The organism is Streptomyces cyaneus, assembly GCF_004028635.1.
Classification (GTDB): Bacteria; Actinomycetota; Actinomycetes; order Streptomycetales; family Streptomycetaceae; genus Streptomyces; species Streptomyces cyaneus.
Genome location: NZ_RQJW01000003.1, coordinates 586,354 through 603,085, shown reverse-complemented (window position 1 = coordinate 603,085; position 16,732 = coordinate 586,354). Strand labels below are relative to the sequence as shown.

Genomic DNA, 16,732 nt, shown 5'->3' with positions numbered 1-16,732 from the left:
CGTACGCAGAAATGCCCGATATGGAGATGATTTGTACGACTCGCGACTTTGATGGTGTCTTCTATGTGCGACGGGGAGGGTGACCGTATGGAGCTGGAACTTCGGCATCTGCGGGTGCTGTGCGCGATCGCCGACGCGGGGAGCGTGGGCCGGGCAGCCGCGGAACTGGGGTACTCGCAGCCCGGGATCAGCACCCAACTCCGGCGGATCGAGCGGCACTTCGGTGAGCCGCTGTTCGAGCGCGGGCCGACGGGGGTTCGCCCGACCGGGTACGGCGTGGAAGTGGTGGCTCAGGCTCGCGACGTCCTGACCCGCGCCGACGCGATCGGGCGCCGTCCGGCCGCCAGAGCCGCGACCGCGCACCGGACCCTGCGCGTCGCATCGACCAACTCCCCGATGCTGGCCGGCATGGTCTCCGGGGTCCGTGCCCGGCTCCCCGATGTCCCCCTCTCCGTGAGCAGTGTGTACGCCTCCTCGCGGATCGTCGAACTCCTGGAGGACGGCACGGTCGACGCGGCCATCGCCGCGGACTACCCCGGCAGGGAGCTGGAGCACTCCGACGCGGTGGTCCATCGCGGCATCGTCACCGAGCCGACGTTCGTGGCCCTGCCGTCCCGCCATCCGCTCCGGCACCGCCCGCAGATCGCGCTCGCCGACCTGGCCGAGGAGGCGTGGTTCGTGACGCCCGACGACGGGGCCGGCTGGCCCGGCGTCTTCCATGCCGCGTGTGCGGCGGCCGGCTTCACACCCGCCACGGTGCACGAATTCCTCGGCGACCAGCTGCAGTTGCAGGGAATGATCGCCGACGGGCTCGGCGTGTCCCTCGTACAGGCCACGCTGCGGCCGATTCCGCACGTCGTCGTCAAACCGCTGATCGGTACGCCGCTGTGGTGCCGTTACGTCCTGGCCTGGCGGCGTGCCGCGGTCGCCGAAGAACTCGCCGAGACGCTGTTCCAGTCCGCCACCGCCTCCTACCGCGAACTCGCCGCACAGTCCCCGCACTTGCGGGCCTGGGCCGCACGCACCTGGAGCGTGCCCGGGGCGTAGCGGCTGCGGCCGTGGCAGTGATGGCGGCACGGGTGGCGTAAGGGGCGGTGGGCGCCGGGCGTTATGGCCCACCGGTGCCATGTGCTATGTCACACGCCATTGTTGGGGCAGGCCGGCACTGGGACAGTGCCTCACACGCCTCAGCACCCGTATCGAGGCGCATCACATCCGTGGAGGAACCCAGATGCGCTACCGCTTCGTGCTGCCCAGACGCCTGGCCGGCACACTCGCCGTCTGCGCCACACTCTCCGGCCTGCTGTCGACACCCGCGTTCGCGGCACCCCCGGCCGACACCGGCCCCACCGCCTCAGTGCCCTCGCCCCTGAAGCCGGCGAAGGCGCCGAAGGCGACGCAACCCCCACCGCCGACCGGCGCCCACCTCAACCCCGCCGACCGCCCTGCCGTACAGCGACAGCCGCTCACCCCGGCCCAACTCCCGCCCCTGGCACCGACGTCCGTACCGACCCCTCCGCGTACGGGCGCCGCTGCGAAGGCGGCCTCGTGCAGCCCGGACGACTTCGGCCGCCGGACCGGCGCCGAGCTCGTCGCGTTCGTCAAGGCCTCGACCACGGACTGCGTCAACAGCCTGTTCGCCGTGACCGGTTCGGACGCCCGCACCATCTTCCGTGAGCCGCAGATGGTCACCGTCGCGAAGGCCTTCACGAGCACGGCGCGGACCTATCGCGGCGACAACTCCTCCCGGGTGTGGCAGCTCGTGCTGTTCCTGCGCGCCGGCTACTACGTCCAGTTCAACCACCCGGCCGAAGTCGGCCCGTACGGCACCGCTCTGGCCCGCAGCACCACCAGCGGCCTGGACACCTTCTTCGCGCGCCCCCGCTCCAGGGACGTCACCGCGGCCAACGGCGACGTGCTCGGCGAGGTCGTCATCCTCACCGACAGCGCCGACCAGCAGGCCCGCTATCTGAAGGTCTACCGGCGGATGCTGAACGCGTACGACAGCTCCTACGACGCCATCCGCAGCATGCTGGCCGCCGTCAACGCCGTGTACACCCCGCTCTGGCGCGGCAATTGGAACGCGGACTACGTCAAGGCGGTCACCGCCGACCCGTTCATCGCCCGGACCCTGCACGCGTTCGCACTGAACCACCTGGACCTGCTCGCCGGCGACAACGCCTATCTGGCCTCCAACGCGGGCATGAACCTCGCCCGTTACGTCGAACACCCGGCGCTGCACGCCACGGTCCGGCCGCTGGCCAGGGACCTGCTGGAGAAATCGCGGATCACCGGCCCGACGGCCGGGCTGTGGGTGGCGGTGGCGACCCAGGCCGAGTACTACGACGGCCCCAACTGCTCGTACTACGGCGTCTGTGACCTCGCCGGGCAGCTGACCAGGGCGGTCCTGCCGATCTCCCACTCCTGCGACGCGGCGCACACCATCCGGGCCCAGTCCCTCACTTCGGCCGATCTCGACGCGGCGTGCGCCAGTGTGCTGGGGCAGGACCGGTACTTCCACGATCTCGTGCGGGACGACGGCCCCATACCCGGGCAGTACCTGTCGACCCTCGACCTCGTCGTCTTCGCCGGCAGCGCCGACTACCGGACCTACGCCGGGGCGATCTTCGGGATCAGCACGGACAACGGCGGCATGACCCTGATCGGAGATCCGACCGACCCCGCCAACGAACCGTTCGCGGTGATATACCAGAAGAGCCGGGACGACGGGCACGCGGCCAGGATCTGGAACCTCAACCACGAGTACACGCACTACCTGGACGCCCGGTACGACATGAAGGGCGACTTCGCCGAGCAGACGTCGGTGCCGGACGTGTGGTGGATCGAGGGCGTGGCCGAGTACGTCTCCTACGGCTACCGCGGGATCACCGACGAGCAGGCGGTCGCGGAGGCGGGCAAGCACACGTACCGGCTGAGCACGCTGTTCCAGAACACCTACGCCAACAGCGACGTGACCCGCACCTACCCGTGGGGCTACCTCGCGGTCCGCTACATGTTCGAGCGCCACCCGGCCGACGTCCACCGCATGCTCGCCCGCTTCCGCGTCGGCGACTACGCGGGCGGACACGCCGTCTACGCCTCAGACATCGGCACCCGCTACGACGCCGACTTCGACCAGTGGCTGACGGAGTGCGCCGCCGGCGCCTGCGCGAGGCCGTCGGCCGCCGTCGGCCGAGCGTTGTAACGGGCGGCATCCGCACTGTTCGGTCCAGGCCTGGGCAGGCCTGGACCGAAGTGACGTCAGTAACGTCCGTTCTTGTACACCTCGTTGCTGTCACCTGCGGCCGTGGTCACCACGCCCCATATGTCATGGACCGTCTCACGGGCGCCCTTGTCGTGGTTGTACCCGAACTGGAAGACGTACGTTCCCGCGTCGAGCGTGATGCCCTCGTTGAGCACCACGACGTAGTCAGCTCCTCCGTCCGAGGCCCTTCCGGTGTGCACCGTGACCTTGTCACCGAGCGACGTCCAGACACCGGTGTTCGCCACGCCACCGGTCTGCGCCACATGCAGCACGACCTTGAGCGCGGTGAGCTTCTTGGCGGTCGTGACGGTGACGGAGCTCTGGCTCCAGTAGTCGTTGGGGGACTTCAGGGCGGTCTGGACGGCGACATAGCTGCTCTGCCCGGCCACCGAGGACTTGACGCCCGACTGCTGGGACGCGACCTCGGGCGTGTGCGTCGGTGTGGGGGTGGGAACGCCGGGGACGTGGGCCGCGGCAGGCGCGGCCGCCGCGGCAGCCTTCCCGGCCCCCGCCGCGGCGCGCTTCTTCTCAGGCGTCGTCGGAGTCGAAGTCGGCGTCGGGCTGCCGCCCTCGTCGAGGCCCGGGCCGGGAGCCAGGATCGGCTCCGGCTTCTCCTTGGCCGTCGCGGCGGGTGGCGAACTCATGCCCTTGACCGCTCCTGCGGCCGCGACCAGACCGCCGACCGCGACGGCCGCGCCGAGCAGCCACTTGGAGACGGCGTGGCCGGCAACGCCGGTGGCCCCCAAGGGAGTCGGCGCCGCGTGCGCACCGCGCTGCTGGTCGGCGGCAGCGGCCTGCCACAGTGCGACAGAGGAGTCGTTGTCGGCGGCGTCCGCACCGTCCGCGCTCTCCGCACCCTGCTCCGCGTCGCCCGCTGCCTCGGCCTCCGCCCCGTCTCCGCCCTCCTCACGGGCGGCGGCCGCCTGCGCTGCCGGGTCCGCCTCGGCTGCCGGCGACTCGGCCTGTGAGGACGTGGGCTCCTCGGAGCTCTGGTCCTCGCCCTCGGCCTGCGGCGTGGCCCAAGGCAGGGGTTGGTCCCACACGGCGCCGGTCGGCCGGCCGGCCTTCCCGTCGGCATCGGTCCCCGGCGCGGCAGGCGCCGGCGCGACCGCGACCTGTGCTCCGACCTGCCCGGCGGCGGCTTCCGCCCCGCCGGGTTCGTCGGAGGCGTGTTCTCCTGGTCTCATCTGGGCCTCGGTCCCTTCTTCATTCCTCGTCGGTATCGGTACGGCTGCCGGTATCGGCTGCGCGTCGGTCATCGTTGATCAGCGTGAGGAACCTTTCCGCACTGGCCTCGGCGGTCTCCGCGCCGTCCGACTGGTGCACCACCGTGTCGGCCTCGTGCTCGGGCGCCGACTCAGGGGGCGGCGCGGGCGAAACGGGAGGTTCTGATCGGCGGCTGTCCGACGCGGCATCACCGCTGATGCGGGTCAGAAACGCCTCGACCAGGGGGTCGACCGGGCGCTCGGCATGGGAGGCCGGGTCGGAGTTGTCCGCCTGCCGGGGCTCCGGCTCGGTGACGAGGATGTCCCGCAGGGCGGGGGAGTCCTCGACGGCGGTGGGGAGCATGAGGTACAGGCCGCCGGGGGCGTCGACGAGCAGCTTCCCGTGCGGGCCGGAGAGGACGAGCTCGACGTCCGCCTTGTAGTAGCGGAACTGCCGGGTGGAGGCCGTGTTGCGCTCCAGGATCTCCTCGGACTCCCCGGCCTGTTCCCCGGAGCCATGGCTTTCGTAGCGCAGCGGCAGCGAGTCCCGCAGCGAGTGGCCGTCGACCTCCCCGCCGACGGCCGGGCCGATGCCGGCGAACCACGCACTGGCCGCGCCGCTGACGTGCTCCTCGGTGTCCCGGCCCTGGTTGAAGTGGCGCGAGAGGATCTTCACTTCGGATCCGGGCAGCGCGGTGGCGCGGGTGATCCGCATGCCCACGGTCACCTTCTCGCCGCCGACCAGCACTTGGTACTTGTGCCGCAGCAGCTGCTCCAGGCTGAGCCGCATGTGCACCTCGTTGGTGAGGTGGTCGTACACCATGCCGAAGAGCGTGCTGCCGTCCGGCCGCCAGGACTCCGGCGTCGTCGGCTCGGGACGCGAGGTGGTCGGGGCCGCGGGCAGCACGGCCCAGCGGTTCACGGCGGTGGCGGCGGGGAGCGCCCAGGGATGCCCGTGCTCGGCCAGCAGGTCCACCAGTGCGTCGTTCGACGGCCGTCCCTCGGACTCCCACCGCGCGACGGTGTTCTGAGCGGGGGGTGCGATCGGCTGTGGCGCCGGGCCCGGCTGGACGGTGTGCTTGGGGATGACGACCCGTACCCAGCCGTCGACGGAGCCCTCCCCGGGCCGTTGCGGGAAGCGGGCGACGAACGACGGATGCTGCTGGACGCGTCCCGCCGCGTGCCGGCGGTGGCCCATCAGGCTCGAAGTGGCGAGCGTGACGCCGTGGTAGGCGCGCACGGGTACGGCGAGGATCTCGGGCAGCTGCTGAGTGATGGCCATCTCGATGTCGAACCGCTGGCGCAGCTGGAACTCGACCGACGGGTTGCTGGTCTGGCCCCAGTAGACGCCCACGCCCTGAGCGTGCTGCTCGTGCGCCGTGCTCGCCTCGCGGGACCAGCCGCCCGCGACCTGGAGCGCGCCGGTGGTCGAGGTGCCGACCCTGCCGTGCACTTCGATGTGGCCCTCGAACTCGGTCGAGCGGGAGGTACTGGTCGTGTTCTCGGTGATCGCCTTGCCGCGCAGCAGCATCGTCATCTCGGGCCGGTCGTGCTGCGACATCGGCTCCAGGGTCTCGGCGGTGACCTTGGTCCACAGGTAGCGGGTGGCACCGAAGGCCGACGGAATCGGCCACCACCGCTTGACCCCGGTCGTGTTGAGCAGGGTGAACTGGTCGAGCAGGGCCGCGGGCGAATAGGAAGCCTCGATTTCGCTCAGCAGCCGGCCAGGCAGGTGGCCGACGCCGTCGGGGCCTGGCCGCAGCAGCCGCTGTTCGGTCAGCCACCGCTTCATCGTGTCCAGCACGCCGTCGGACTCGAGGACCTCCGGGTGGCTCCCTCCGGCCAGCAGTGCCGGGTCGAAGTGGTCGGTCGGCGGGTGCGGTTCGACGTGGTCCACGCCGTCCGGTACCGGCAGGCCCAGGTCGAAGATCCGGCGCTCGGGGACCACGAAGTCCAGGCCGTGCCTGACCTCCAGGGTCAGCTCGTCGCTGGTCGTGCCGGAGGTGCCGCGGGTCACGGGATCGGTCAGATGGCGCCCCCGCCACCGGTCGAGGGTGATCTGGAACACCGCGTCGGCCCGGTAGGTGTGCTTGGGGCCGCCGTATGTGCCGCGCGTGATACCGACCGGCCCGACGGCGGTGCTGTCGCCGGTCTCCCAGCCCCACTGATACCCGACGCCGAGGGTGCCGCCGACCTCGGCGGTCAGGGCGTTGCGCTGTCCGGCCGCGGCCCCTTCCTCGCCGGCCGAATCCGCCCCCTCGCCCTCATCCGCACCGTGGCCGAGGTGCACCACCGGACCCAGCCGGCCCGCCAGGCCCAGGGCACGGGTGCGGTCGTCGGCGTGCTCGTACTTGGCGGAGGCGCTGCTGTTCTGCCACAGCTTGAAGTCGGAGCCGTCGTGGGCCCGCACATGGTGCGGGTCGACGGCGACGATCCGCAGCCGCAGAGCCTGGTGCCACCCGTCGGGACCGTCGGGCAGTTCCGTCCGCCGTCCCTGAGCGCCGGTCAACGTCGGGAAACGCCCCACCAGTTCATTCGGGGAGAACAGCTCCTTGATCTCCGCGGGCCAGTTCGCCGGGTCCGCCAGCCACGTGTCCGGATGGCTGTTGGCCTTCCGATACATCTCCGCCGCCGCACGCACCACCTCGGGCGGGGCCGTCACCGACCGGAACACGGCGGTGGCGCCATGGCCGGCGAAGTCCACCTGCCGGTCCACGGCCGGCAGCGCCGGAAGCGGCCGCGTCTCGTAGGCCTCGCGCAGCACTTCCCGCGAGATCCTCTCCTCCGGCACGTGCAGGTGCGGCACGGCCACCTGGGCCACCACCTGGCCCGGCTTGTCGATCCACCACCTCTGCTCCGGGTGACCCTCCGTGCGCACGGACAGCTTGTAGATCACGTTGTAGACGTGCTCGTCGACCTTGCCGCTCATGTCCGCGCGCTGGCCGGACGCCGCCCCACCGGAGAACGCCTGCTTGGTTCCGCTCCCGAACCCGCCGGTCACACCCGCCTGCCCGAGCTGCAGTCGCACCTCCTCGGCCAGCTTGACCTGGCCGCGCGCACCGAGGAAGCCCCGCACGCTCCAGCTGTTCTTCCGCTCGCCCGTGACGGTGGCACCCTGATTGGTGCGAACGTTGAGCGACATCGGCCGCGCCTCGTCACCGGTGATACCGCCGACGCGCTCCAGCAGCCGGGCCGCCATCGACACGCGGTACGTCCGGCCGCCCAGCCGCACCGAGTGCTCGATGCCCGACATCAGCTGCGCCAGGTCGGTCTCCAGGGACGCCCGCCCGAACGAGGTGAGCAGGTCCGCGTCCGCGCCCGCCCAGTTCACCCGGGGACGGCGCAGCTCGACGAAGGGCGGCTCGAACGTCAACTTCGGTCGGCGACCGGTCAGCTGCTGGTGCGTCAGCTCGATGACGGTCCGGATCTGGTCGTGGACCAGTTCGGCGCCGGGCAGCCCGAAGAGGATGCCGAAGCCCGGGCCCTTACGCGCCGCCAGGGCCAGGGGCTCGCGCTCGTGCGGCTCGGGCAGCTCCGCGTCCAGCCGCTCCGGGCGCCGGAGCGCCGTCTCCGGCAGGCCCACGCCCAGCTCGGCGGCCTCGGCTAGCAGTGCTCGCACGTACGGGTGGGCCTCCACCGGCCCGTCCGGCTCCGGTTGCGGCTGCCGTAGCAGTGTGGCGTCCGGACCGAGCATGCGGTGCTCGAAGTCGGCGGCCTCATGGCTGGGGACGGCGAGTTCGGCCGGCACGGTCAGGGTGACCGGCTCGATCCGGTGGGTGGTGGAACGCACCTCGATGGTGAGGTTCAGGGAGGCGCGGTAGCGCGCATGGTCCGCGGTGGTCTGGACGATGGTGTGGGTGTCGGTCGCGAGGGCCAGGCCGTGACCGGTGGCTCGCTTGAACTCGCCGGTGAACGAGAAGAACTCCGCCGGCCCCGCGGTGACCCGCGCGCCCAGCGAGAAGCCGGTGCGTGCGCCCTCCTTCCGGTGCACGGCCAGCGTGTTCGCGGCGTCCTCACGTACGGGGACCTTGCTCGTGTCGCCCAGATAGCGCAGGCCCTCGACCGTCGCGTGGATCGCCACATGGCCCTTGAAGGAGCTGCCGATGCCCAGGGAGCCGGACACCTGCCCCGTCACCAGCCCGTTGGTCAGCAGGTTCTTGCTCTGGTTGATGGCGGACCGCTCGTTCAACTGGGTGAGAGTCCGGTCCATCAGGGCTCGTACGACATCGGCGGACAGCCCCGCCGAGTGCAGCCGGCGCTCGAACTCGACGGCCGACGGGATCAGATCGATCGCGTTGATGATGGTCCGGGCCCGCTGGTACCCGGTGTCCGAGGGCTCGCCGTCGCGCGACGGTTCGTGGGCGACGTGCCGCAGAGCACCCGGCACGGTCAGCGATTTGGGGAGCTGCACGGTGAGGCGGGCGGGCGTGACGACGTCGTGGGGACGCTCCTCGCCGTCGACGAAGATCCGCAGCTTCAGGCCCGCACTGAACGGGGTGCTCTGCTGCATGAAGACCTTGCGGTCGAAGGCCACCGTGCGGTTGGTCTGAGTCTCGCCGGTGCGGTGTGCCTCCAAGGTGAGTACCGGCGCCGGTGTGACCGACGACGCGACCTTCGCGCCCGTGGAGATCGCCGTCAGCACGGACGTCCCGCCGCCCCAGCCCCGCTCCCACGCCGACTTGTGCGTGGTGGCCTGCTTGTTCCAGTTGAGGACGTACTGCTCGACAGCGGGCGTCGTCGTCGGCAACGGCTCGACATCGCGCAGCACCGGCCGCAGCCACACCACACGACCGCCCGCCGTGAGCCGCAGCCCGCGCTGGAGGGCCGCCTCCCAGAAGTCCAGCCGCCGCTCCTTGTCCTTGTCCGCGGCGGATGTGCCAGCGGTGTCCCGGCCGGCTGACAACGCCTCGGGTACGGTCCCGTCCCGGAGCAGGGTGCGCAGGCCCTCGCGGATGCCCGTCGCCAGCCCGGCAGTGTCGCCGTCGCTGCGCACCGCGTACGCGATGTTGTTGGCCCACTGCCGGATCAGCGCCTCGTCCCAGGGGTCGACGGCGATGACGTTCAGCTCACCGTGCGCGTCCATGTCTTCCTGGCCCATGTACCAGGGGGCTTCGGCGTGTGGGGGCTGTGGTTGGGGCTGTGGTTCCAGCTGGGCTTCCGGCTCTGGGTGAGCTTGCGCGTGCGGCTCGGGAGAGGCCGTGGGGGTGTCCGGCTGCTGCTCGTGCTGATGCTCGTGCGGCTGTGCGGTGTCGGTGGCGTCGGCGTCGGTGTCAGCAGATATTTGGGACTGCTCGTTCTCGGACGACTCCACGGCGATCTCGGGTGCCTCGGACGCCCGCTGGGGCTGCTCGATCTCGGCCGCCCGTGGCGACAAGACCTCCGGCTCGCCGACAGCCTCGGTTTGCGTGCCGTCCGCGCTGAAGAAGTACTTCGCCCCGGTACGCCTGTTCCGGATGAGGAACTGACGGGGGTCGTCTGCGCTCGCCCCGTGCTCGTCGCCCGCCCAGGCCACGGTGAGGTGCTCCGCGCTCTCGGGCACGTCCGCCCACTCGAACACGAACTCCCCGCCAGGGCCGTGGGTGACCAGCATCCGCCGTCCCACCAGCTCCTCGGTGACCTCGTGCAAGTAGACCTGGTGCGAAACCACTTGGCCTGAGCGCGCGAACATGGTCTCCAGCCCCGTGGCCTCGTGGACCACCGGGCGCAGTCCGTTCGGGTGGGCGGGCAGCACCGTGAATCCGTTCACGGAACGCCCGGCCGCGTCCGTGACAGGCCCGGCCTCGTCCAGGGCGCGCCGGGCGTCCGTCCACAGCGCCTCATGGACCGATGCCCGCAGCTCGACGAGCTCCTCCCGGTCCGCCACCGGGTCGAGTCCGGCACGCCGCAGGAAGTCCGTGGCATCGCCGGCGATCAACGACGTCAGCAACGGAGGTGTCTCACCGTGTGTGCCGCTCTGCCGCGCCTTGGGCAGTGTCTCGTCGAAGATCCGGGCCAGCTCGGGGTCGTACTCCAGGCCGATGGTGCCCAGGTGGTTCTGTGGCTCCACCCGGGGCGGACGCTTCGCGAACAGCCCCTCGTTCAGCCGGCGCAGCAACGTCCGCCAAGGCGCCTCACGGTGCTCGCGGGCCGGTACCAGGACCCCGTCCGCGTCGAAGCGGAGCGCCTCGTCGGTCACCCGGTCCTTGAGGACGTATGCGTCCGAGGTCGTCTCCAGGACGTGGGAGGCCACGACCCACGGGTCGTCGGCGACGAGTTCGGCGACCCAGCCCGACGGGGCGGTCTCGGAGACCGGGACCCGGAGCTTGCGGATCTGCGCACCCGCCAGGTGTTCGGGCAGCCCCGCGCCGGTCAGCGGCACCTCGACGTCGCGGGGTACGCCGGTTCCGTCGAAACGCCACCCCAGGTCGTCGCCGGGAGTGCTGACCCATGCCTCGGTCAGCACTCCCGCCGCGTCGCGGACCTCGCCGATCTCGTACTGGCTCGTGTCCTCCGTGCCCACCACGGACAGCTCGGGACCGTCGGCACCGGCGGTGAACCGCACGAAGTCCTCCGTCCCCGCCAACCGCACGTCCAGAGCCTGCGGTACCCGGTCCGCACCGAACTGCCAGCGGGTCTCGCCCGACGCGTCGGACGCGGTGTATCCGCCGTCCGCACGCGACGTCACCGTCCAGCCCGGCACTGCCTTCCCTCGCGCGTCCACGACCTCCGGAACCATCGGCAGTCCCAGCAGCTCGTACCGGGCGAGCACCTCCGGCGACGGCACCAGCAGCCGGAACGGGGGAGTCGCGGGCAGCTGTTCGGGGACGGTCGACAGCCCCGGCTGCCAGCGTGCCCGCCGCTCCCTGCCACGACTTGCCGTCTGCTCGGGCTCCTCGTCCAGCTCCGCCGGGGCGTGTGCCGACGGTGGCTCCACCACATCCGCCGTCTCCGCGGTATCCAGTGGTGCCTTGCCGCGGCCGGTGACCGTGCTGGCGGACGACTGGCCGGTCTGGGGCAGGACCTGACGGACCAGTGCGCCACGGTTGTCGAAGTGCCACTCGGCCGTGGTGCCCTGGTGCTGGCCCGTCAGCGGGACGGTGACGGTGAGGCGGTCCGGGAAGCGGGCGAGGCGTGCGCCCTCGACCGGGTCGCCCTGGCGGTCCAGGAGCTGAAGTGGGCCTTCGATACCGGCCGGTTGCCGCAGCCGGACCACGTGGTCGAGGCCCGGCAGCTCCAGTTCGCGGTACTCGAAGCGGTTGGCGGAGTCCAGGTACAGGTTGCCCTCGGGGCCCTGGATGACGAACCCGCCGCCCTCACGCGGCAGCACTGTCCGGTCCGGGACGACCTCACCGGCGGTATCCACCAGCTGCAGGCGCGAGGACGCCGGGGATGTCTCGGTCGCCGGGGTGTCGGTCCGCCGCACCCGGTATCCGGCAAGCGGCCCGGCGTCGCGCAGCGGCTCCTCCACCACCCGCACCCGCACCGCCGGATCGGCGGCAGGTCGCGGCGACCGCTCCTCGGACACCGTCAGCAGCGACGTCCGGGTGTCGCCGTCACCGGGCTCGTGCAGGCCCAGTCGGGCCAGTCCCTCCTGGTCGACCACCACCAGGATGGGCTCGTCCGGCTCGGTGGTGATCGGCGTCTGCCACTCCGCGAGGGTGGGACGGCTTCGCGTAGGAATCTTCTTCTCGCGGTAGGCGGGCGTGACCGTCCACTTCGGAGTCAGCCGCACCAGGTAGTGGGGGCCTGCTTCGGCTTCCTCCGCCTGCTTCGGAACCTCGGGGGTCGTCTCCGCTGCGACGGACTTCGGTTCCCCGTACGTCAGCCAGGTGCTGTACGGATCGGCGAGCAGCACGTTGGGCCGGTTGGCCGCGGTCTGGTCCTCGACCTGGATCGTCGGCTGGCGGAAGTCGGCGATCCACTCCGGGCCCAGCTCACCCGCGCTCGTCCAGGTCGTCTCTGCCTTCGAGGTGTCGGTGGCGGTCCTGGTCAGGGAGCCGCCCTGGATCACCCGGACGACCTCTCGATCCACCACGTCGGCCTTGACCACCACCCGTGCCAGCGCGTCCCCGGCGACGTCGATCACCTGGCCCTGCTCGGAGAGCGCCTCCGGCAGCCTCGACCGCAGCAGCTCGGAACCCGTCTGCGACAGCAGCTTGAAGCCCGCGCTCGGGCGCAGCACCGGCCGTCCGTCCCGGCCCTCGAAGGCCAGGTCGTTCAGCACCTCGTGGAGCTGCGGCGCGTCGAAGGGACGTACCAGCGTCTTCGTGGGCAGGCCCACCGGCAGTCCGGCATCCTGCTGCCACTGCGACAGCGAACCCTGGACCTGCGCCCCGGTCGAGGGACCCGCCTCGTCCGCAGGGAGCACCTCCTCCGCGGGCACCGTGGAGCGAGCCGCACCGGGCAGCGTGAACTGCTCGGTCCATGAGCCGTCGTACGAGCGGCCGCCGGGCTTGGGCATCCAGTCCGGCAGATGCTTGCTGTAGGTGCCCGGACTCGCGTGCGGATGCACCTCCATCGTCACCCGCAGATCGTGGAGGAACTGCACACTCACCCCGGACTCGGAGCCGGTGAGCGAGTCGGTGTGCTCGTTCGACACCTCGTCCTTCGTGTTCCAGGAGTGGGAACCGCCGACTCCGGCCGTGAACATCGCGCCCGGCTTTCCCGTCGCACCCGGATTGGCGACGACGTACGCGCCCCACAGAGCGGACCAGCCGGACTGGGTCGTGTCGGCCGTGCGCTCGGTCGTGTCCAGGCCGCCGCGCGAGGTGTGGTGGGAGCGCGTGGCGTGGTACGTCCCCTCGCCCAGCTGTGCCTTCAGCACCACCAGCTGTTCCACCTTGCCGAAGGCCGTGTCGCCCTCCAGGAACACCGGCCGCCCGCCGTTCAGCATCTGCTCGATCGCCGTACCGGAGGTGGGCCCAGACAGCACCGGGCCCAGCACGTCGTGCACCAGCCGCTCGTTGATCCGGTCGAACCTCGTCGGCCGCCCGTTCGCCACCGACCACTCGTCCAGCCGGCGCGCGATCTGCTGGACCAGCTCGCCGCCGGCCTCCAGCCGGTACAGGTCGACGCTGCCGCTGCCCCGGCCGACGTTGGCGGGCGCCCGCACCGCCGGCATATCCGGCGTCTCGGTCGGCGCCGGTGACTCCGCCACTGCCGTGTCGGGATCCTGCCGCGTTTCGGTGTCCATGCCGGCCTCGGCCTCGGCCTCGGCCAGCGTCGCGCGGTAGCGCTCCGCGTCGGCGGCCACCAGCTTGGCTATGTCCGACTCGGTCAGTTCGCCGACTCGGTGGATCTCGGCGGCCGGCACCCACACGGTGACGGCGTCGGGCACCTGCACCCAGGACGACCGTTCCTGGGCCGGGTCCCGATGGAGCCGCTTCGCAAGGTCCTGCCAGGCCTGGTCCTTGGTGGTGTGAGCCTGGTAGGTCGCGTCGAAGCTCACCAGGTAGCCGCGCTCGACCCACTCGTCGGTGGACACGTCCTTCGCCGTACGCCCGGCGGACGTGCCCTGCGTCGCGACATAGCTCAGCGAGCCGCCGACCTCGCCGCCGACGTTGATGTGCGCGTCGGGGATCGGCGTCAGGATGCCGCCGGCGAGCTTGGCCTTGACGGCCCAGCCCTGCTGGGCGTCCGTAGCCCGCTCGACCTGCCCGTGGCGTGTGCCGCCGAAGCGGTGCTGCTCGTCGACCGCCACGATCCGCGGGTCACCGAGCCGGGCCGACAGGCCCACGCGCGCGAACAGTTCGCGGTTGCCCGCGAGTCCCGCCCGATTGTGGCTCTTCAGGGGGACCGTGTCCGCGAGTCCCACCGCCCGCTCGAAACCGGCGATCCGGGCCGTCGGACCGGTGAAACTCTCCAGGACGTCCAGCGCGGCGTTGCGCTCGCTGATCTCGTCCCGCTTCCGCTCCAGCCAGTTCTTGCCCTGGTGCTGGTCGAACTCGGCCGGGGCGCTGCCCGTCAGCGGCCGGCGGTAGAACTCCCGCCAGCTCGTTCCGGGCGGTGCGGCCAGCATCTCGGCCATGGTGCTCTGCAGCCCCGGTACCGGCTTCAGCGAGTCCAGCTGGTAGTCGGCCGGCAGGCGTCCCACGCGCTGGTCGGACTCCGGCGCGTTCCCTTCCTGCCACACCGGGGTGGACGCTTCGGCCGTATCCCGCGACGGCTCCGCCAGCGGCACCGCGGCACGCTCGGGCACCGCCACCTCGACCCGGCCGCGAATCCTCGGGGACCCGTCGCCCGAGGTGTCCCGCCACCGCTCGACTTCGCCCGGCATCGACCAGCGGCCGCCCACCCGGACCTCGAAGTCGACCGGGAAGTCGAAGCGGTGGACGCCCGTGCCGCCGCCCAGCGGCCGCTCGGACCCCAGCCGCTGCGTCATCTTGTGGGTGTCGAGCTGGTTGGACTTGTACGCCAGCCCGGTCGCGGCGTACTCGACCTCATCGCCGTCGACGATGTACCCGGCCGCCGCCACGCCGACGGAGCTGTCCCGGCGCCGGGTGAGCGAGGTGCTCTGGGCGTGGCTCGCAGAGGTGGAACCGGTCAGCGTCACATCCGCCGTACCGCCGGGCACGTATCGGCCGTCCGCGGGGCGCAGCACACCGCGGACGAACACATCCGGGGCGCCGCTGGACCACGCGCTCAACGGGAACCGCACCCCGTCCCCGCCGTTCGCCAGCTCCCGCGCGTGCTCCCGCAGGAAGGCGCGCAGCCTCGTCCTCGTCCTGTCCAGCCGGGCGGCGTCCAGCAGACCCTCCGCGTGGAGACGGTGCAGCACCCGGCCGGCGATGTCCTCCACCGTCTCGTCCGCGAGCCGGTACACGGAGTCCAGCCGGTCCGCCACGGTGAACCGGCTCACGCCCGCCGGCTCCTCGACGGCGGCCCGCGGCGTGGCGGACTCCTCCGTCTCGGCGGGGTCATCGGTGGACACCGCGTCCTGGGCGTCGTTCGCCGGCGCCGCCGCGTCGCGCTCGCGCGTCCACAGCGTCGCCACACCGCCGTCGACCCGCTGCGCCTGGCCGTCCGGGCCGCCCACCCGGACGACGAGGCTGAACTCCGCCCGGCGCTTGTGGACCGGCCCGCTGTACTTCTCCGCCTCGGTGCGCTCGCGCTTGTCGGTGACGTCGGTGGTGTTCTTGGTCAGTCCGTAGCCCAGGACGACCGGGCCGACAGTGCCGGTCGCGTGGGTCGTGTTGCCCACACCCACCGTGACGCCGGCACCCCAGCGCTGGGTCACGCCCTGCCCCGAGGTGTTCTCCTCGCTGATCTCATGGGTGCGGGTGACGGTGCCCTCCGCGTCCGGGAGGTCCTGGACGACGACGTCCTTGGCGATGGCCAGCATGACCTGGGTGCGTCCCCAACGGCCCTTGAACGGGAAGGACTTGCGGACGGGCTCACCGCCGAACAGTTCCGTCGCGTGCTCGGGCAGCCGCTTCAGCCAGGTGCGCAGGTCCCGCGCCACGGGGTCGTTCACGTCGAACTCGCGGCCCAGCGCCTTCTCGACCTCGCGGACGACACCGGAGTCGACACTTGTGAACTCGGCGTGCACCACTTCCTCGGTGCGCAGCCGCTCGATGCCCTGCCGGCCGTCGCTCCGCGTGGCGGTGTCCTCGGCCGGCTTGGGCCAGGTGAGCTGCACCGGTACGTGGACGATGTCCTCCTGGACCCTGGCCTTGCTCCAGGGCCAGCGGCCCGGCTTGCGCACCGAGACGCGGTACGTCACGTCGTGCCCGGCCTTCGTGACCGGCACCCCCGTCTCGACGACCTTCGTCTTCATGCTGCGCTTGACGTTCGCGGACTGCTTCGAGTCCCGCGCGTTGAAGATCCCCGCGATCTTTGCCTGGACCTGCACCCACGGCATGGGGACGCGGCCCGCCGCCGGTTCGAGGGACGGCGGCTGGCGGGTTGCCGACGAACTGCGGTCCTCCACCGCCTGGGTCCGGTCGAAGGTGAAGTCGGCGGTGCCGGACGTCACGCCGTGCGGTGTGCCGAGGCCCACGGCCTCCACGACCACCTGCGGCCCGCCTTTCGCCCGGCCACTGAAGTCGACGATGTGACCGCCGTCCAGGGCGCGGTGGAAGTTCGCCTTGAGCTGCTCGTCCGAGAAGGCGTTGTCGATCAGCGCGTACGTACCGTGCTCGGCGGCGGCCTGCCCGACCATCCGGACGATCGCGGTGCGCAACTCGAAGCCGTCGACCTCACCGGTCATCCTGGGTTGCTCGGTCCGCGCCCGGTGTACCAACTCGGCAGGGTCGAGCGGGGTGTCGCTGTGGCCGAGCACGTC

General features: G+C 71.5%; 4 protein-coding genes (1 of these 4 cut by a window edge). 2 read left to right on the top strand and 2 right to left on the bottom strand.

What is annotated here, in order from left to right:
• Nucleotides 1–87 precede the first annotated feature (87 nt).
• Nucleotides 88–1,047 carry a LysR family transcriptional regulator gene (locus tag EHO50_RS11725; RefSeq protein ID WP_128429839.1) on the top strand — a complete coding sequence of 320 codons (960 nt, stop codon included), beginning with the start codon at nucleotides 88–90 and terminating at the stop codon, nucleotides 1,045–1,047.
• Between the two features lie 184 nt (nucleotides 1,048–1,231).
• The gene (locus tag EHO50_RS11720) at nucleotides 1,232–3,205 is read left to right on the top strand and encodes a collagenase (protein ID WP_128429838.1); all 1,974 of its coding nucleotides are present in this window, start codon (nucleotides 1,232–1,234) and stop codon (nucleotides 3,203–3,205) included.
• A gap of 56 nt (nucleotides 3,206–3,261) precedes the next feature.
• On the opposite strand, the gene EHO50_RS11715 is transcribed toward EHO50_RS11720, so the two are convergent.
• Together EHO50_RS11715 and EHO50_RS11710 are read right to left on the bottom strand one after the other, a co-directional pair.
• Nucleotides 3,262–4,452, bottom strand: coding sequence for a hypothetical protein (locus tag EHO50_RS11715; protein WP_128429837.1), 1,191 nt, complete (start codon nucleotides 4,450–4,452; stop codon nucleotides 3,262–3,264).
• Nucleotides 4,453–4,471: 19 nt separating this feature from the next.
• On the bottom strand, nucleotides 4,472–16,732 hold the end of the coding sequence (locus EHO50_RS11710) for a scabin-related ADP-ribosyltransferase (RefSeq protein WP_128429836.1). The gene runs 19,896 nt beyond the window's last position; 12,261 of the gene's 32,157 nt are visible here — the last part of the coding sequence; the start codon falls outside the window, past its right edge; the stop codon is at nucleotides 4,472–4,474.

What these genes read in the sequence shown, in the direction of transcription:
- EHO50_RS11720 (WP_128429838.1), top strand. Translation starts at nt 1,232, where the DNA reads ATGCGCTACCGCTTCGTGCTGCCCAGACGCCTGGCCGGCACACTCGCC.
- EHO50_RS11725 (WP_128429839.1), top strand. Translation starts at nt 88, where the DNA reads ATGGAGCTGGAACTTCGGCATCTGCGGGTGCTGTGCGCGATCGCCGAC.
- EHO50_RS11715 (WP_128429837.1), bottom strand. Translation starts at nt 4,452, where the DNA reads ATGAGACCAGGAGAACACGCCTCCGACGAACCCGGCGGGGCGGAAGCC.